Below are 18,979 nucleotides of genomic sequence, written 5' to 3' on the forward strand. Positions count from 1 at the left end.
ATCGCTCCCACAGGATTACTTCAGTTCCGGCAGGCGTGCCTGGTTCTTGACTTCGGTCTGCGCGACCGCATCGGCCGGTAGCACGATCCGTTGTTTTTGCAGCAGCAGGCCCATGTTCGCCAGCACCCGGTACATCGAATACTCCTCGGTATAACGCACCTCGGTGTAGCGGCGGTTGGCGTTGTACAGCTCGTTTTCGCTGTCGAGCAGGTCGAGCAGGGTACGTTGGCCGAGGCCGAACTGATCCTGGTACGCGGCGCGCACGCGGGAAGTGGTTTCGGCGTACTCGCGGGCGGTCGGGGTCTGTTTGCGGGCGTTGAGCATGGCGTTCCAGGCCAGGCGCGTGTCTTCGTTGAGCTGGCGCAGGGCGTTGTTGCGGATGTCCATGGCCTGGTTGATCTGGTGGGCGTTGGACGCCAGCCGTGCCTTGTCGCTGCCGCCACGGAACAGGTTGTAGTTCATGACCACGCCCAGCCGCCAGTTGTTGTCATGGCCTTCCTCGCCGCCGAGATTGTTGTTGGCGCCCACCGCTGCTTCGGCATCGAAGCGCGGATAGAACGGCGACTTCGCCACTTCGTACTGGCTCTCGGCGGACTGGATGTCGGCCTGGGCCGATTTCAGGTACGGGTTGTTATCCACCATGCTTTGCTGGGCTTCGCGCAGGTCGGCGGGGATTTCACCTTTGGTGGACGCTGGGGTTTCCAACTCATCGGGCATGCGCCCGACCACGCTGTAGAAGTTCGCTTCGGCGTCGGCCAGGTCGACCTGGGCGGTGTCGTAGTTGTTTTCCGCCAAGGCCCGACGGGCATTGGACTGGTCGGAGTCGGCGGTACTGCCCACGCCACGCTCGGTGCGCAGGCCGATCTGGTCGTTGACCCGCAGGTGCGCTTGCAGGTTGTTCTTGGCCAGGGTCACCAATTCCCGACGCTTGAGCACTTCCAGGTAGACCTCGATGGTCCGCAGCGCCAGATCCTGGGCGGTGCCCTGGGCGTAATAGGCCCGGGAATTGACCACGCCCTGGGTGCGCTGCACTTCATTGGCGGTGTTGAACCCGTCGAAGATCATTTGCCGCAGGCGCAGCTCCGACTGGGTGTAGGTCAGGATGTTGGTGTGATGGTTTCCCAGTGCGCGGGTATTGGTGTTGTCGCTGTAGCCGCGGCCATAACCCGCGTTCAAATCCACCGATGGGAAAAAGCCCCCCCTGGCGACCTTGACGTCTTCGTTGGCCGACAAACGGCTGTCCACCCGTTGCGCGAGTTCAGGGTGAGTGGCGATGGTGCTTTGGATCGCCTCGGTCAGGGACATCGCCTGTACCTGAGAGGAGCAGGCCATGGCCAGTAAAACCGCGCTGCAGAGGGGGGTAAGAACGCGCATGGGGTGCTTCTCCTGAGGTCTGTTGTGCTTCGTTGTCGCCAGAATATTGACGTTTAAAAGATCAAAACCGTTTCAACCTTGTAACAACACAGCTAAGAACATCCTAGAGAAAACCTAAGAAGAATTTCTCATAAGCGTTATTCCAAAAAAAACTTATGTACTTCGAAAAATCCAGCACATTGTTCAAAGCGAAAGCCTCGCCGTATAAGGCTTCTGACGACTTTTGGGCGTCAATAAAAAGTTCCGGATAATTTTTTAAGCGAAGTGAAGAAACGCTGAATGGTTCAAAAACGAGACAGTTTGAGTGACGTTTTTTTGTCGTTGTGACAATTTGATCGTGCCTTCTACCGTCCCGAAAGCTGGCAGATTTTCCAAATTCTGGCGGCGACCTCAGCATCGATTCTTCACCCAGACAGGTGCCGACTGTGGTTGGCAGCGGAGGGAAGGCACATGGCAGCGCTCATCGGTACCGTCAGCAAGGTGGTAGGGCAGGTTTTCGCACAGGATGCCGGTGGGCTGCGGCGCCCCCTGGTCGAAGGTGATCGGCTGTATGCCGGCGAGCATCTGGTCACCGGGGCTGAAGGCGCTGTCGCGGTGCATCTGCAAAACGGCCATGAGCTGACCCTGGGGCGCGGCAGCGATTTGACCTTGACCCCGCAATTGCTTGCCGACCAGCAGGCGCCACGGGTGGACACGCCGCAAACGCCGACGCCGAGCGAGGCCCAGCTCACTGACGTGCAGCAACTGCAGCAAGCCATCGCCGCTGGCGCCGACCCGACCCAGGCTGGCGAGGCCACGGCTGCCGGGGCCGAGGGCGGCAACCCGGGCGCGGTAGGCGGCGGGCACAGTTTTGTGTTGCTGGAAGAAGTCGGTGGGCAGGTCGACCCACTGATCGGCTTCCCGACCGCCGGGTTCAATGGCATACCGGAGTTCCCGCAACTGGAGCTGGCGGCCGACCCGGATGGCGACGGCGACGACGCAAGCGTACCTCCGGTGATTCCTGAAACCCCCGACAACCCCGTCACCCTCGGTGGCCTGACCGTGGACGACGGTGAACTGACCGCCAACGAATCCAACCTTGCCGACGGCACCGCCAGCAATCCCGGTGCGTTGGTGCGAAGCGGCACCTTCAGCGTGTCGGCGCCCGACGGCCTGAGCAGCTTGAGCATCGGCGGCATCGGCGTTATCACCGGTGGCGTGCCCGCAGGGTTCCCGCAGTCCATCACGTCGCCCTTGGGCAATACGCTGACGATCACCGGATACGACCCGGCCACCGGCGTCGTCAGCTACAACTACACCCTGACCGACAACGAAACGCATCCGGCGGGCGGCGGTGCCAACACCATCAGCGAACAATTTCCGGTGGTGGCCATCGACAGCGACGGTGATACCGCGAACGCAAGCCTGGACGTCAACATCACCGACGACGTTCCCGAGGCGATCGACGACAGCCACGCCAGCACAGCGTCGCAAACCCTTGTCACGCTCACCGGCAATGTCTTGCCCAACGATCACCAAGGCGCCGACCGCATTCCCACCGGCCCTGACAGCGGGCCGATCATTGGCGGCACGTTCACTGGCACCTACGGCACCCTGGTCCTCAATCCCAACGGCACCTACACCTACACGCTGAACACCAGCGATCCACAGTTCGTCGCGTTGCACGGCGGCGGCAACGGCACGGAAACCTTCACCTACACCCTGACCGACGCCGATGGCGACACCAGCACCGCGAACCTGGTATTGCAGGTCCACAACAACGACGACCCGGTGATCATCGACGGCCTGGACACCGAAGGCGGTGAACTCACCGTCCAGGAAAAAAACCTCGACGACGGCAGCAGCCCGGACGCCTCCGCGCTGACGCAAAGCGGCACCTTCACCGTGACCGCGCTGGACGGCGTGCAGACCCTGAGCGTCGGCGGCATTACCGTGGTCAGCGGTGGGGTGACGGCAGGTTTTCCACAATCGATCACCACGGCGCTGGGCAACACCCTGACCGTGACCGGCTTCAACGCCGCCACGGGCGTGGTCAGCTACAGCTACACCTTGCTCGACAACGAAGCTCATCCCAACGCCAATGGCGCCAACAGCCTGGGCGAGCAATTCGCCGTAGTGGTCACCGACGATAACGGCACCACGGCCAACGGCAATCTGGATGTGAGCATTGTCGATGACGTGCCCAACGCCGTGGACGACAGCAACGCCGGCACCGCGTCGGAAAGCAACCTGACCCTCACCGGCAGCGTGCTGCCCAACGACAGCCAAGGCGCCGATCAGGTGGCGTCCGGTCCGATCACTCCCGGCACGTTCACCGGCACCTACGGCACCCTGGTGCTCAACGCCGACGGTTCCTACACCTACACGCTCAACGCGTCCGATACCGATTTCAAAGGCCTGAACGGCGGCGGCAACGGCACGGAAACCTTCACCTACACCCTGACCGACGCCGATGGCGACACCAGCACCGCGAACCTGGTGTTGCAGGTTCATAACAATGACGACCCGGTGATCATCGACGGCCTGGACACCGAAGGCGGTGAACTCACCGTCCAGGAAAAAAACCTCGACGACGGCAGCAGCCCGGACACCTCGGCGCAGATGCAAAGCGGCACCTTCACCGTGACCGCGCTGGACGGCGTGCAGACCCTGAGCGTCGGCGGTATTACCGTGGTCAGCGGCGGGGTGACGGCAGGTTTTCCACAATCGATCACCACGGCGCTGGGCAACACCCTCACCGTGACCGGCTTCAACGCCGCCACGGGCGTGGTCAGCTACAGCTACACCTTGCTCGACAACGAAGCTCATCCCAACGCCAATGGCGCCAACAGCCTGGGCGAGCAATTCGCCGTAGTGGTCACTGACGATAACGGCACCACGGCCAACGGCAATCTGGACGTGAACATCGTTGATGACCTGCCTACTGCCCGCGCTGACTCCGCCTCGGTGGAAGAGGGCGGGACGGTCAGCGGAAACGTCCTCAATAATGATGAGGGCGGTGCCGATGGACCTGCGGCGAGCGGCGCGGTGATAGGTGTTCGCGCCGGCAGCGATACCTCGACCTCGGCCATCGGCGGCCTCAATAGCCAGATCAACGGCACCTACGGCTACCTGACCCTGGACGCCAACGGCAACGCTGTCTACCACAGCAACCCGAACGCCGTCAGCGCACCGGGCGCCACCGACGTGTTCACCTACACCGTGCGCGACGCCGATGGGGATGAAAGCACCACCACCATCACCATTGATGTGCACAACTGCCGCCTGGTCGCCGCACCGGACGATGAAATCAGCGTGCACGAAAGCGCGCTCGACCTGAACCAGGATGGCCAGGACCTGGCGCCTGGCACCGTCGTCGGCAGCCTGCCGGACGCCACTCGCGAAACCGCCAGCGGCAGCCTGCTCGACTCGGTGACCGGTGCCGTCGGCGCCGTCACCTTCGCCCTGGTCGGCAATGCCACCGGCGCCCACGGTCAATTGCTGCTCAACCCGGACGGCTCCTACACTTACACGCTGACGTCGCCCGCCACGACAACGCCCGCCGCCAACGACGGCCCGAATGAGCTGAGCGAAAGCTTCACCTACCAAGCCACGGATTCACTCGGCAACACCGTCACCAGCACCATCGTCATCACGATCGTCGACGACGTACCCAAGGCACATTGCGATACCGCCGCAGTGGTGGAGGGCGGGACGGTCAGCGGCAACGTGTTGCACAACGACGTGCTCGGCGCCGACGGTGGCACTGTGATTGGCGTGCGTGCCGGCAATGACACCTCAAGTTCGGCCAATGGCGGCTTGAATACGCAGATCAACGGCACTTATGGCTACCTGACCCTGGATGCCAGCGGCAACGCGGTTTACCACAGCTATCCAGGTTCCGTCGGCGAGGCGGGTGCCACTGACGTGTTCACCTACACCGTGCGCGACGGTGACGGTGATGAAAGCACCACCACCATCACCATCGATGTGCACAACAGCTGCCTGGTTGCCGAGACCGACCATGACATCACCGTTTACGAAAAGGCCCTGGACCTGAAACAGGACGGCCAGGACCTGGCGCCCGGCACCGCGACCGGCAGCGAGCCGGGTTCCACCAGCGAAACCGCCAGCGGCTCCCTGGTCGGCTCGGTCACTGGTGCAACCGGAGCCGTCACGTTCGCCTTGGTGGGTGACGCCACTGGCGCCCATGGTCAACTGCTGCTCAATCCCGACGGGTCCTACACCTATACGCTGACTTCTCCTGCGACAACCTCACCCCATGCCAACGATGGCCCGAACGTATTGACGGAGAGCTTCACTTACCAGGCCACTGACGCCCTGGGCAACAGCACCACGGGCAACCTGGTGGTGAGCATCGTCGATGACGTACCCAAGGCTGTCGCGTCCGAGCGTTCGGTGACGGCGACCGAGATCGATTCGAACCTGCTCATCGTGCTCGACGTCTCCGGCAGCATGAAAGACCCCTCCGGCGTGCCTGGGCTCTCGCGAATGGACCTGGCCAAGCAGGCAATCAACGCCTTGCTCGACAAATACGACGACATGGGCGATGTGAAGGTCCAGCTCGTGACCTTCAGCGGCAGCGCCACCGCCCAGAGCCCCGTGTGGGTGGACGTGGCAACTGCCAAGACCTTGATCGCCGCGCTGAATGCCCACGGTGACACCAACTACGACGCGGCCGTGGCGATGGCCCAGACATCGTTCGCAACCTCGGGCAAACTGACCGACGCCCAGAACGTCGGTTATTTCTTCTCCGACGGCAAACCGACCTTGGGCGAGATCGACTCGGCGGACGAAGCCGCGTGGAAAGCTTTCCTCGAAGCCAATGACATCAAGAACTATGCGATCGGCCTGGGCAGCGGCGCGAGAAACATCAACCTCGATCCGCTGGCCTACGACGGCAGCACGCATACCGACACCAACGCGGTGGTGGTCACCGACTTGAACCAACTCAACTCGGTGCTTTCCGGCACTGTGCAGGGCGTGCCGGTCACCGGCAGCCTGTTCGGCGAGGGAGGTTCGTTCGGCGCCGACGGTGGATTTGTCAAAAGCCTTGTGGTGGATGGCACGACCTACAGCTACAACCCGGACGCCAACGGTGGTCACGGCGCGCTGACTGCCAGCGGCGGGGTCAACCATGGCTCGTTCAACACGGCGACCAACACGGTGAGCATCGCCACCGGCCACGATGGCACGCTGCTGGTGAATCTCGATACCGGCGCGTTCAGCTACACCTCCCAGACCAACACGGGTACGTTGATCACCGAAAACATCGGCTACACCCTCAGCGACAACGACGGCGACCTGGCCAGCTCCAACCTGGTCATCAAGGTCCAACCCAACACCCCTCCCGTGGCGGTCGATGACAACATCATCACCAACGTCCTGTCGGGCAACATTGTCGTCCCCGGTGAGCTGCTGCTGGGCAACGACAGCGACGCCAATGGCGACCCGCTCACCGCCTCGCCGACCAGCTTCAATACCGGCTGGATTGCCAAGGGGGCGGACTTCACCGGCAGCACCGGCACTGCTAGTTTCGCCGGCAATAACGTCCAGTCGATCAACCTCAACCGCAGCGCCTTCGTCGCCAACGCCGCGAGCATGACCGCAGTGCTGGTGGTCAGTGGCGCGCTGGGGTCCGTGTCGAACAGCAACACGAACGATGAAGACCGGCTAAACATCAGCCTGAAGCAGGGCGAAACCCTCACGCTGGACCACAACCTGGCGGCGGGTCGCATCGCCATGGAGTACTCCTTCAACGGCGGGCCGTTCATCGCGATCAGCGACGGCGCCTCGTTCACGGCGGCGGCGACCGGCAACTACCAGATTCATGTGATCAATATCCCGAATCCTGGCAATGGCTCGGAAAACTACCAACTGACCATGACCGTCAACTACGCGGGCGCCCAGGACAGCACGGCGGATTTCCACGGCACCTACACCGCCAGCGACAACCACGGCGGCAGCGACAGCGCCGGGGTAGGCATCAGCTATCAAGCAGGCCACACCCTCACGGGGACGGCGGGCGACGATGTGCTGCTGGCCGGCAACGGCGACAACGTGCTCAACGCTGGCGACGGCGATGACATTCTTGCCACCGGCACGGGCAACAACACCCTGCATGGCGAAGCGGGCAATGACTTGCTCTATAGCGGCGCCGGCAATGACCTGCTCGATGGCGGCACTGGCAACGACACCGCCAGCTACGCCCATGCCACTGCTGGCGTCACCGTGAACCTCGGCCTGCTCGCCGCGCAAAATACCCTGGGCGCCGGTATCGATACCCTGGCGGGCATCGAAAACCTCGTCGGCTCGAACTTCAACGACACGCTCACCGGCGACAGCGCGGGCAATCGCATTGACGGCGGGCTTGGCCATGACGTGCTTAACGGCGGGGGAGGCGACGACCTCCTGATCGGTGGCCTGGGCAACAACACCCTCACCGGTGGCAGTGGCGCCGACACCTTCCAATGGCAGGCGGGCAACAGCGGCCACGACGTCATCACTGACTTCACCCCGGGCCTCGACAAACTCGACTTGTCCCAACTGCTATTGGGCGAAAACGGCAGCGCCGCGTCCCTGGACGACTACCTGCACTTCACCGTCACGGGGACCGGTGCATCGGTCATTACCAGCATTGACGTCAGCAGCACCGCCGGCGCGACGCCGAACCAGACCATCGACCTGGCGGGCGTCGATCTTGCCAGCCATTACGGCGTCACGCCGGGATCGGGTGGGATGATTGGAGGGGCTGATACCGCGACGATCATCATTGGGATGTTGAATGATCATTCGTTGAAAGTGGATACGGTATGAGGTGAGCTGGAATGACGAAACACGGCCTGTCCATTTGGACAGGCCGGGTTTTGTTCGTTTTGCCGGCAAAGGCGTGCGCGCCCTTATCAGGTTCTGGGGGTTATGGTTGCCCGCTCAATCGCGTTCGCGTCGCGTCGATGAGATTGGAGACCGAGCACAGCGCCCCATGAAGCCGGGGTTGCGTTACAGGAGACCTGGCCTCGGAGCTCATGCTGAACGGCTTCGCTGTTGCCGCCGGCATTCGCCAATCCCCCGGTGACGACTCGCCCGTTCGTCAGCGCGGCAAACGCCTGGCATGAGGAGCCTACGCCCGTCGGTAAGGTGCTCAGTGCCCGATACGTCGGACGAGTTGGAATTGGCATCAGAAAATTGTCGTTAACCCTGCTCTTTTTTAACTCCCATATTGTCGACGGTCCGGGCGCTTGCCTCGACCAGAGCGCTGTAGATTTCTGAGGTGTCTGCACCAAGCAGCGACTGAGGCATATCACGAGGGCGAAAGCCCCATCCTGCCGCCGCACGGATTTTTGAGGCAGGTCGCGTGGTCAGACCGATTGAGCCATCCGAGTTATAAAAGTGCACCGCGACTTCGCCATCATCCGCTGGCCAATCGGCGTGACCACATACTCGACCATAAGTGATGACCTCCAGATCGGGTCCCCAGACGGGATGACAATATTCTGATGGATCCGGTAGCCTGCGAATGATTGCTTCGCGCAGCCCCGATACAAACGATGGCCTTGGTTCCACAGGGGGCATCTGCGCTGCCGACCACCCCCACAGCGTTTGACCGTGGGCGTAGTCACTCCGTGCTTCAATGTCCCATTTGTTTGATACCTGCACCTGATAGCAGGCCACCTGGCCAGTCGCGTCAGTCACCGAGATCAAGGTTTGCCCATTGCGTTGCCCAGTCACAACTCCGTCGGCACTGCCTACTGTCGCTATCTGGGAATTAGCCGATAAATACCGATAAGGTGGGGTCCCGCTGGTTGGGGTCCGTGAGCGTCTGTTCCCCGGACCATGACCATCGGTCTGCGTCCACGGGGAGGACGCCGGGACGAACACTTCCGTCCCATCAAGCACCATTGTGGCGGTATCGATGATCAACGGATGCCCCGGAGGAGCCTCGCCCAAGTGGATGTCCAGGTATTTGATCGGCGACAAGGTGGAATTACCCAATTGATCCGTCACCCTGAACTGGAGCTCCGTCCTGGGGTTGTCCCCGGCCTGTTCGAAGGTTTCAATGAAGAGCGTATGCTCCACCGGTGACGATCCATCCGGCACATCAAATGAAACGGGTATATTGCCGATCACGAAGTCGATGTGGTCGTAACGTCTTCGGTTGGAATAGGTAAAACCAAACTTCACGCCCTCCGCCGCCCGCGCGGCATCGACCCCAGAGGCGATGACATCGGCCGGGATCACCAGATCCAAGCCTTCCGGCGCAGGAGCCCCAGGTACCCGTAGGTGGTACAGCACGTTCAGATCTTTGGAAATGCCCACATTCTGGCTCAAGCGGGTTATTTCATAGTGCAATCTGTTGACGCCCTCCCGCAGGTTGTGGCGGGGGAGGTAAAAGACAAAGACCTGTTTACTTTCTTCTCCTGGCTGGACGGTAAAGCCTGCCCCGTTGATTCGCCCGCCATTGACAAACAGGTCCACTCGGTCGAGCTCCGCCGTGGTCCATGTGCCACTCTTGAGTCCGCTCCAAGCATGGATGATGCACTGCAAACCCTCAGACCGATGATCATAAATGCTATGAGGAATACCGCCACGGGCGGGAACGTCCGACCGCACCGGCTCTACCCAACCCGGTATTTGAACAGGATACAGCTCCAATGGATGATTCAAGGCGGACAATAGAGGGTCCATGGTTTTTACCTTTTCCAAGTGGCGGACGCGTGATTTCGGCATGACGCTATGACACTCCAGCCAGGGAAGGCTGGCTACTGTCAGGATTGACAGGTGCGGACAGGTTTCGGACGAGCGGTTGGGGGCGTGGATACTAAATCGCGCTCAAGACTTACGCAGCGTCTTCTGCCTGAGGATATAGATCGTCACCAGCACAGCACTGGTCAGCATGAACCCGCGGGCCCATGGCAGCGGCACCAGGTAGCAGGACAGCAGGATGCTCGCCCACATCAACCCGATGGCGTAGACCTTGCCCTTGAGCGGAATGCCATTACCGCTGAGGTAGTCACTGATCCATGGGCCGAGGCGGGGGTGTGTTACCAGCCAGTGGTAGAAGCGCGGCGAACTGCGGGCGAAGCAGGCGGCGGCCAAGAGGAGGAAGGGGGTGGTGGGCAGGACGGGTACGAAGATGCCAATGACCCCCAGCACCACGCTCAGCCAGCCGATGGCCAGCAGAGCGTAACGCAGGATCAGCGGGCGCTTGCCGATGGGGGCGGGCACCCGGTGACTCAGTGGTGGCGAGGCTTGAGGATCGCCGGTTTCTCGTCCGGGGCATTGCACAGCAGGTACAGGGCCGTCAGCGCTTCGGGAATCTGCACGATCATGTCGTCCATCAGGTTCGCGTCGGCGGCGATGTCGGAAAACTCCGGTTGCTCGTCGAACAGGCCGGAACCCACCATGATCGGCAGCAGCATTTCGCTGACTTCTTCCTCGGCGGTTTCGAACCAGGCGGCTTCGCGCAGGAATACGCCTTCCATGAAACCGATGCACCAGCCACGCAGTTCCGAATCGTCCGGGTCATCGCCCAGGTCCAGTTCGCACGGCAGCTCGAATTCCTCATCGGAGGCCAACTGACGGGCGATGTGGGCCTTGAGGCCGACCAGTGTGGCTTCGATTTCGGCCCGCTGGGCTTCGTTGCTGTAATGCGGTTCTTCGGCGAACAGGGCGTCGATCCATTCACGGTCCGGCACCGCTTCGGAGCAGATCGACAGGGCGGTCAGATAGCCATGAGCGGCCACGTAGTCCAGCGCCTCTTCGTGCAGCTCATCGGCGTCGAGGAAGACTTGCAGGCGGGTCAGTTGCTCAGCGAAGGACATTACGGGCTACCTTGGGGAATAAACAATGCGGGAATTCTAGGCCTTCTTGAGCGGGCAGGCCAGCCGCGTTGTGGATTTGCCTCGTTGTTGACTGAGCTTAATCCAATGTCAGGGTTCCCTGTGGCGAGGGCGGGCCGGCCGTGATCATCACACCTCTGGTCAGCAGCCCCCTGCGTAACGAAGCCCTCGGGTATACTGCCGCGTTTTGTGATGCCCTGCGGTCGGTTGGAAACGCGCCCTTACGATTTGCCGGTGCAGCGTTTTTGATTCTGGACCAGCCTTGCGGGGATGTTTCGGTGATTTTGGAGTTTCTATGCTCGAACAGGCTCAACGCGTTCTCAAGGACATCTTCGGCTACGACAGTTTCCGTGGTCGCCAGGGTGCCATTATTGAGCGCGTGGCCAGCGGTGGCGATGCCCTGGTGCTCATGCCCACCGGCGGCGGCAAGTCGCTGTGCTTCCAGGTACCGGCGCTGCTGCGCAACGGCCTGGCGGTGGTGGTTTCGCCGCTGATCGCCTTGATGGATGACCAGGTCGCCACCCTGGAAGAACTGGGGGTCGCCGCCGCGTCGCTGAATTCCACCTTGAGCGCCGAGCAGCAGCGGGACCTGGCGGCACGCATCAAGCGTGGCGAGGTGAAAATGCTCTACCTGGCGCCGGAGCGCCTTGTACAGCCGCGCATGCTGGCGTTCTTGCAAAGCCTGGAAATCGCCCTGTTCGCCATCGACGAAGCCCACTGCGTGTCCCAATGGGGCCACGACTTCCGTCGCGAATACTTGCAGCTGGGACAGCTGGCCGAGCTGTTCCCCGATGTCCCGCGCATTGCGCTGACCGCCACCGCCGACAAGCGTACCCGCGAAGAAATCGTCGACCGCCTGCATCTGCGGGACGCCGAGCGGTTCCTCTCCAGCTTCGACCGTCCGAATATTTTCTATCGCATCGTGCCCAAGGAGCAGCCGCGCAAGCAATTGCTGGCATTCCTTGCCGAACGGCGTAGCGACGCGGGCATTGTTTATTGCCTGTCGCGCAAGAAGGTCGAGGAAGTGGCCGCGTTCCTCAGCGAACAAGGTTTCCCGGCATTGCCTTATCACGCGGGCCTGCCCAACGACCTGCGGGCCTATCACCAAAAGCGCTTCCTCAACGAAGAAGGCCTGATCATGGTGGCCACCGTGGCGTTCGGCATGGGCATCGACAAGCCCAACGTGCGTTTCGTCGCTCACCTTGACCTGCCCAAGTCCATGGAGGCCTATTACCAGGAAACCGGGCGTGCCGGCCGTGATGGCTTGCCCGCCGACGCCTGGATGGCCTACGGCCTGCAGGACGTGGTGATGCTCAAGCAAATGTTGCAGAACTCCGAGGGCGATGAGCGACACAAGCGCCTGGAGCAGCACAAGCTCGACGCCATGCTTTCGCTGTGCGAAGAAACCCGCTGCCGTCGCCAGACCTTGCTCGCCTATTTCGACGAAGACATGCCCCAGCCGTGCGGCCATTGCGACAATTGCGTCGACGGCGTGGAAACCTGGGACGCCACCGAACCGGCCCGACAGGCGCTTTCGGCGATTTATCGCACGGGCCAGCGCTATGGCGTCGGGCATCTGGTGGACGTGCTGTTGGGCAAGGACAACGAGAAAGTCCGCAGCTTCGGCCACCAGCACCTGTCGGTGTTCGGCGTGGGCAAGGCCCGCAGCGAGAGCGAATGGCGTTCGTTGTTCCGACAGTTGGTGGCGCGCGGCCTGGCGGACATCGACCTGGAAGGCTACGGTGGCCTGCGCCTGAGCGCGACCTGCCGACCCCTGCTCAAGGGCGAAGTCACCCTGCAATTGCGCCGCGACCTCAAGCCGGCGACAGCGGTCAAGAGCAGCAAGAGCCAGGCCAGCCAACTGGTGCGCGGCGAAGAGCGCGATCAATGGGAAGCCTTGCGTGCCCTGCGGCGCAAGCTGGCCGAGGAACACGGTGTTCCACCCTACGTCATCTTCCCTGACTCAACCTTGCTGGAGATGCTCCGCAGCCAACCGACTTCCCTGGCGGAAATGGCCCGGGTCAGTGGCGTCGGCGCGCGCAAGCTCGAGCGTTATGGCGAGGCCTTCCTCCAGGTGCTGGGCGGCGAAGCCGAGACACCGCCAGCGGTGGCCGATGTGCGCCACGAACTCATCACCCTGGCCCGGGCAGGCATGACCCCACTGCAGATTGCCGGCCAATTGCAATGTTCGGAAAAAAACGTCTACACGATGCTGGCCGAGGCCATTGGTGAACAGCAGCTGTCCTTGGAACAGGCTTTGGATCTGCCGGAAGAGTTGATGGGCGAAGTACAGGATGCGTTTCTCGACGGTGAAGGCGAGTTGCCTCCCGTATCAGAAGTTGCCGCATTGTTTGTCGGACGTGTCCCAGAGGGCGTCTTGTATTGCGTCAGGGCCGCACTGCAATCGGAATTCGAAGTCTGATCAATCCGTTACGTTCCTTTAACGATTCACTACAGTGCGAGCCTTGCCTGAATCCAAAGGCCATGCTTAGCTAACTAATAATTAGTTTTTCTCTATTTCAGATTGATGAGTTTTTTATGCCTTTGACCGATCAACACCGTTTTGGCATGCAACTGGCCCAGATGTCCCGTGGCTGGCGCGCTGAATTGGACCGTCGCCTCGCAGGCCTAGGCCTGTCCCAGGCGCGCTGGCTGGTGCTGCTGCACCTTGCACGTTTCGAACAGGCGCCGACCCAGCGCGAGTTGGCTCAGAGCGTTGCCGTCGAAGGCCCGACCCTGGCCCGCTTGCTCGACAGCCTGGAAACCCAGGGACTGGTGCAGCGCCAGGCTGTGGCCGAAGACCGCCGGGCCAAGAAGATCGTGCTTTGCGCCCCGGCGCTGCCGTTGATCGAACAAATCGAAACGATTGCCACGCAGCTGCGCCGGGAGTTGTTCGAAGGCGTCGACGAAGCGGATATGCGGGTCTGCATGCGGGTCCACGGCACTATCCTGGCCAATCTGGAAAAATCCTGAGGCATATCCCTGGCGCCAGGCTTTTGAGATTCGGCGGTTAGCGAACTATAACCAGTACTAAGCGATCGTATTGGAAGCGTTTGCGCTCAGTCTGGTAGTCGAAAGGGATACCCATGCTTGAAAGTTTGCAGTCCACGTTGCGCAGTTGGATCAACGTGTCGGTCGTCGTGGGCGCCCTGGGTTTTCCCGCCCTGGCGTCGGCGCTGGGGCTGGGGGAGATCACGCTCCATTCAGCCTTGAATCAGCCGTTGCGCGCCGATATCGCTTTGGTTGATGCGGCGGGACTCAGCGAGGGCGACCTGTCTGCAAGCCTTGCGGCGCCGGAGGACTTCAGCCGTGCCGGGGTGGAGCGGGTATTCTTTCTCAATAACCTGCGCTTCACTCCCGTGCTGCGTGGCGGCCGCAGTTTCATTCGGGTGACGTCCAGCAAGCCGGTGGAAGAGCCGTTCCTTAATTTCCTCGTACAGCTCAACCAACCCAACGGGCGGCTGTTGCGCGAGTACACCGTGCTGATCGACCCGCCGGGCACCCCAGGCGTTGTGCCGGTCGCTGATGAACCTTCTGCCGCAGCCCAAGCAACAACATCGGCCATCAAGCCGCCCCCGGCGACACAGGGCAAACGCTACACCGTCGTACAGGGCGACAATCCTTGGGTGATCGCCAAGCGTCTGCATGATGCGGGCAGCAATGCGTCGGTCAATGAACTGATGCAGGGGATCCAGGCGCTGAACCCTGGTAGCGAGCGGCTTTCCATCGGCCAGCGCTTGTTGCTGCCCGATTCGGCTATCTTGCCTCCGGCTGCCCAGCCCCCCGCAGCGGGGCGTTCCGGCGCGTCCGATAACAGCGCCGAACAATTGGCGGCCAGTGTGCTGCTGGGCCAACAGCAACAGCAGACGATCGAACAATTGCAGGCCAAGGTCCAGTCCCAGGACCAGGAAATCGCCGGTCAGCGCCAGCAGATCAGCGAGCTCCAAGCGCAACTGGCCCAGCCCTCGTCACCGACGATCACCTCGGAACTTGCTCCGGAACCCTCCGAACCAGCCGAATCCACCGAACCCGCCGAATCCGTTCCGGCGGTGGACACCGCGCCAGTCACGGAGACCGAAGGCGTTGATTGGCTTTGGGTAGGGGGATTGGGGGGGCTGCTTGGGTTGCTGGCGCTTCTGCTGTTCCTTCGTCACCGGCAACAGCAGGAATCGGCCGGGACCGGGCCATTGGCCGAACATCAGCGTGACTTGAACCTGGACGATGACACCGAAACCTATGCCGAGAGCGCCGACATCGAGCCCCCCGAGGTCGCCGCGTCCTTCAATAACGGCGATGCTCCCATGGGAGACGTGCTCGAAGGCGTGGGGATCTACCTGACCTATGGCCGCTTCACCGAAGCCGCGGGACTGCTGCGCGCGGCATTGCTGGCCGAGCCGGAGCGTACCGACCTGGGCCTGAAGTTGTTGGATGTACTGGGTAAGCAGGGCGACGTCATCGGTTTCCAGGCCCAGGAAAATCATCTATTGGCCCAAGGCGTCGATCATCAGGCCCTGGAGGATATTCGCAAGCGTTACCCGAAAATCACCCTCGTCAACGCGCCGCCGGAAACTTCTGCCGAACCCCAGGCTCCCGTGCCCGAACCTGTTGCTGCGCCTCACGATGAATTCGAGTTGAAGCTCGATGAGCTCTCCCTGGAGAACAGCTGGGATTTGGCCGATGAAGAGCCGGCGCCGCCAGAGCCAAAAAACACGCCGCCCACCGCTGCCGACACGCTGACATTATCGGGTTTTGACGAGCCTGACCTGCAATGGGGGGCGCCGTTGGAAACGGAGTCGTTGGACGATGATTTCCTCGATGGGTTTGCCGACGAAGAGCAGGCGCTGGAGCTGGAGCCGATGCCCATTGGACCCGAATTCGAATCCCTTTCGCTCGAACCTGTTTCCTTCGAACCGCAACTATCGGAGCATTCGGAAAAACTTGAAGAAGCCCAGAATCGCATCGACGAGGGCGACCTGAAGAGCGCCATTACGCTCCTGGAAGAGCTGCTGCAAGAAGGGGATGAGCCGCTCAAGGAAACCGCCCGGGTTTTGCTGGCCGGGATTCGTTGAGGCGTTTGCAAGGCCGGCGCAAGTCCTGCGTGCGAGCTGGCTCGCGATGACGGTTGTATATTCAAGACCAATGCAAGCAGGCCTACCGCTTTCGCGAGCAGGCTCGCTCCCCCAAGGCAGGGACTGTGTTCATCAGAACGTCTGCCCCAGGTTCAGATACACCGCCTGCTCGTCGTCATCATTGAAGCCATAGCTGAAGTTCAAGGGCCCCAGCGGCGTGTCGAAGCCCAGGAAGACACTGGCGGCGTTGATGTAGCCACTGTCGAACTCGTTGTCGTTGTTCCAGGCCCGGCCTCGCTCCAGCGAGCCGCCAATGTACAGCGGGAAGTCCAATGGCAAGTAGGCGCGAGGCGTGAGCCTGCGGTAATACACCGCACGCATCAGGCTCATGTTCTGGCCGGATATCCCGTCCTCGCGAAAGCCCGACAATTGCCGCGCGCCGCCGAGGACAAAACTGGACGTCACGACCTCGGCAGTGTCTAGGGTGCGACCATAGCGCCCGCCCAGAATGAAGGTGTCCGGGCCGCTGCTCAGGGCCTTGTCCAGCTTGAATTCCCACTGGCGATAACGCTGGTCCGAGCCCAGGCCCGGTTCGTACTGGCGCCAGGACAAACCGATATCTTCGCCTTCGTGGGGGAAATACACGCTGTCCAGGGAGTCGAACGAATACTTGAGCTCGTAGAAGCCCTCGTTGAAGTTTTCGCTGGGCTGGTCGTGGTCGCCGATGCGCACGTCTGCCTTGCCCCAGGCCTGGCCGACACCGAAGCGGATCTCCCCGCTGTTGCCTATCTGCCGGCCCAGGTTCAGGCCGAAGCCGTAGCGTTCGACCCTATACTGCGCCACCGGATCGTTGTCGAGGATCGACTCGACATTGCGCGATTCGAACTGTCCGTAGGGCGCGATGAAGTAGCGTGAGCCGACGTCCAGCGGCTGGTAGAACTCGCTGTACAACTCTTGTTTGTCGCCGATCTGCGCCCGGGTCAGCCATTCGGCACCCAGGCGATTGATGCCGTTGACCCGATAACTGGCGCCAAGATTGAAGGCGCTGTCGCCGCGCATGTCGTCTGACAGGCTCAAGCCCAGGCGAAGGTAATCAGTGCCGGTGCGTCTGCCCCGAGCGTTGATGACCAAGGTGTTGTCCGCGCCTTTGTGCACGACGCGATATTGCACCTGCTCGAAGTAATCCAGGCCGTACAGCGTGCCCATGTCGGTTTGCAGGCGACCCAGGTCCAGTGGTTCGCCGATTTGCTGGCGAATGTAATAGCGGATCACGTCGTCACCGACCTTCGAGTCGTTTTCCACCCGGATCCCGGTGATGATCGGCGTGCGCTCGCTCGGGGTGCGTGCCGCCAGCAGTTCGGCGTCGGCCGGCTCGGCAGGACGCAAGTGTTCCAGGCGCGCTTCGAGTATGCGTGTGGCGCGGTAGCCGGCATCGATCATTTCCGGAGCCCGGCCGAAATCGGTGGAGCCAAAACTCGCCAGGGCCGGCTGGATCAACACATCGTCTTTGCCTAACGTGGCCAGTTGCTCCTCGGAGTTGCGCCGGGTCATCAGCGTGGTTGACTGATTCAGCACATCCACCACCGTGACCAATTGCTTGCGGGTGCGCAATGGGGTGCCGATGTCCACGACAATAGCCACGTCCACACCCATTTCCCGGGCCACATCCAAAGGGATGTTGTCGGTCATGCCACCGTCCACCAATAGCCGACCGTCCAGTTCAACCGGCGCGAACACGGCCGGAATCGACATGCTGGCGCGGATGACCTTGGGCAGGTGGCCCTTGCGAAACACGACCTTTTCGCCGGTGGCGATATCGGTTGCCACGGCACGGAAGGGAATAGGCAGTTTGTCGAAATCCCGGGTATCGCTGGCGTGGGCCAGCAGGCTTTCCAGGAGCAGGGCCAGGTTCTGTCCCTGGATCACGCCCAGCGGCAGGCCGAGGCTGCCGTCGTCTCGAAAGCTCAGTTTCTGCTTTACCAGGAAATCACGGTCGTCCTGCTTGCGTCGGAAGGGTACGTCCTTGCGCGGCGGGGCATCGGAGAGGGCTTGTTGCCAGTCGATACCCAGGGCAAGTTTTTCCAGTTCGTCGATCTTGTAGCCCGAGGCATACAGGCCGCCGATCACCGCGCCCATGCTAGTGCCCGCGATGGCGTCGATCTTGATGCCTTGCTCCTCCAAGGCCTTGAGCACGCCGATGTGAGCCAGGCCACGAGCCGCGCCGCCGGACAGCACCAGGCCGATCTTCGGGCGCGGTGTTTCGACGGCAGGCTCGTTGGCATGGCCGAACAGGGGCAATAGCAGAAGAAGCAGGCAAGGCAGCAGGCGGCGCATGGTCAATCTCGAAGCAGGCGATCAAAGGCGAGTAGTATAACGACGCCTTTGGAACCAGGAGTTCACCCGCAATGAGCGCACACAAACCGGAAATCGTCATCACCTACTGCACCCAATGCCAGTGGCTGCTGCGGGCCGCCTGGCTGGCCCAGGAACTGCTCAGCACATTCGGCGACGACCTCGCCAAGGTGTCCCTGGTGCCAGGCACCGGTGGGGTTTTCCATATTGGCTGCGATGGCACCCAGATCTGGGAGCGCAAGGCGGATGGCGGGTTTCCCGAAGCCAAGGTGCTCAAGCAGCGGGTCCGCGACCAGATCGACCCGGAGCGCGACCTGGGGCACAACGACAGGATTCAATGACCGG

10 protein-coding genes are annotated in these 18,979 nt (G+C 61.7%); 5 read left to right on the forward strand and 5 right to left on the reverse strand.

Translation table 11 applies throughout. From position 1 onward, the window contains the following. Window positions 1-15 precede the first annotated feature (15 nt). Window positions 16-1,374: a TolC family outer membrane protein gene (locus JZ00_RS20545; protein WP_039593132.1), complete on the reverse strand. Its 1,359-nt coding sequence runs from the start codon at window positions 1,372-1,374 to the stop codon at window positions 16-18. A gap of 450 nt (window positions 1,375-1,824) precedes the next feature. On the opposite strand from JZ00_RS20545, the gene JZ00_RS20550 reads away from it, so the two are divergent. Beyond that, entirely contained in the window at window positions 1,825-8,190 is a 6,366-nt protein-coding gene (locus tag JZ00_RS20550; RefSeq protein WP_039593131.1) for a retention module-containing protein, read from the forward strand. 375 nt (window positions 8,191-8,565) lie between these two features. Here JZ00_RS20550 and JZ00_RS29775 read toward each other — a convergent pair whose 3' ends face one another. The 3 genes from JZ00_RS29775 to JZ00_RS20565 form a co-directional block, all read right to left on the reverse strand. After that, window positions 8,566-10,059, reverse strand: a complete 1,494-nt coding sequence (locus JZ00_RS29775) for a hypothetical protein (protein WP_152668460.1) — start codon at window positions 10,057-10,059, stop codon at window positions 8,566-8,568. 144 nt (window positions 10,060-10,203) lie between these two features. Further along, window positions 10,204-10,599: a YbaN family protein gene (locus tag JZ00_RS20560; protein ID WP_039593130.1), complete on the reverse strand. Its 396-nt coding sequence runs from the start codon at window positions 10,597-10,599 to the stop codon at window positions 10,204-10,206. A gap of 8 nt (window positions 10,600-10,607) precedes the next feature. Continuing rightward, window positions 10,608-11,195 carry a UPF0149 family protein gene (locus JZ00_RS20565; RefSeq protein ID WP_039593129.1) on the reverse strand — a complete coding sequence of 196 codons (588 nt, stop codon included), beginning with the start codon at window positions 11,193-11,195 and terminating at the stop codon, window positions 10,608-10,610. Between the two features lie 313 nt (window positions 11,196-11,508). Between JZ00_RS20565 and recQ the strand changes: the two genes are divergently transcribed. The 3 genes from recQ to JZ00_RS20580 all read left to right on the forward strand — a co-directional run bounded on the left by recQ (window position 11,509) and on the right by JZ00_RS20580 (window position 16,282). Further along, window positions 11,509-13,635 carry a DNA helicase RecQ gene (recQ, locus tag JZ00_RS20570; protein ID WP_039593128.1) on the forward strand — a complete coding sequence of 709 codons (2,127 nt, stop codon included), beginning with the start codon at window positions 11,509-11,511 and terminating at the stop codon, window positions 13,633-13,635. Window positions 13,636-13,751: 116 nt separating this feature from the next. Next, window positions 13,752-14,186, forward strand: coding sequence for a MarR family transcriptional regulator (locus JZ00_RS20575; protein WP_003199001.1), 435 nt, complete (start codon window positions 13,752-13,754; stop codon window positions 14,184-14,186). 113 nt (window positions 14,187-14,299) lie between these two features. Continuing rightward, window positions 14,300-16,282, forward strand: coding sequence for a FimV/HubP family polar landmark protein (locus JZ00_RS20580; RefSeq protein ID WP_039593127.1), 1,983 nt, complete (start codon window positions 14,300-14,302; stop codon window positions 16,280-16,282). A 132-nt stretch (window positions 16,283-16,414) separates the two neighbouring features. On the opposite strand, the gene JZ00_RS20585 is transcribed toward JZ00_RS20580, so the two are convergent. Then, window positions 16,415-18,616: a patatin-like phospholipase family protein gene (locus JZ00_RS20585; RefSeq protein WP_039593126.1), complete on the reverse strand. Its 2,202-nt coding sequence runs from the start codon at window positions 18,614-18,616 to the stop codon at window positions 16,415-16,417. 71 nt (window positions 18,617-18,687) lie between these two features. Between JZ00_RS20585 and JZ00_RS20590 the strand changes: the two genes are divergently transcribed. Further along, window positions 18,688-18,975, forward strand: a complete 288-nt coding sequence (locus JZ00_RS20590) for an Rdx family protein (RefSeq protein ID WP_039593125.1) — start codon at window positions 18,688-18,690, stop codon at window positions 18,973-18,975. Window positions 18,976-18,979 lie beyond the last annotated feature (4 nt).

The organism is Pseudomonas frederiksbergensis (assembly GCF_000802155.2).
Lineage (GTDB): Bacteria > Pseudomonadota > Gammaproteobacteria > Pseudomonadales > Pseudomonadaceae > Aquipseudomonas > Aquipseudomonas frederiksbergensis_A.

Bases quoted from the DNA above. Each gene is read 5' to 3' on its own strand.
- JZ00_RS20585 (WP_039593126.1), bottom strand. From the start codon at position 18,616: ATGCGCCGCCTGCTGCCTTGCCTGCTTCTTCTGCTATTGCCCCTGTTC.
- JZ00_RS20550 (WP_039593131.1), top strand. From the start codon at position 1,825: ATGGCAGCGCTCATCGGTACCGTCAGCAAGGTGGTAGGGCAGGTTTTC.
- recQ (WP_039593128.1), top strand. From the start codon at position 11,509: ATGCTCGAACAGGCTCAACGCGTTCTCAAGGACATCTTCGGCTACGAC.
- JZ00_RS20565 (WP_039593129.1), bottom strand. From the start codon at position 11,195: ATGTCCTTCGCTGAGCAACTGACCCGCCTGCAAGTCTTCCTCGACGCC.
- JZ00_RS29775 (WP_152668460.1), bottom strand. From the start codon at position 10,059: ATGGACCCTCTATTGTCCGCCTTGAATCATCCATTGGAGCTGTATCCT.
- JZ00_RS20590 (WP_039593125.1), top strand. From the start codon at position 18,688: ATGAGCGCACACAAACCGGAAATCGTCATCACCTACTGCACCCAATGC.
- JZ00_RS20545 (WP_039593132.1), bottom strand. From the start codon at position 1,374: ATGCGCGTTCTTACCCCCCTCTGCAGCGCGGTTTTACTGGCCATGGCC.
- JZ00_RS20580 (WP_039593127.1), top strand. From the start codon at position 14,300: ATGCTTGAAAGTTTGCAGTCCACGTTGCGCAGTTGGATCAACGTGTCG.
- JZ00_RS20575 (WP_003199001.1), top strand. From the start codon at position 13,752: ATGCCTTTGACCGATCAACACCGTTTTGGCATGCAACTGGCCCAGATG.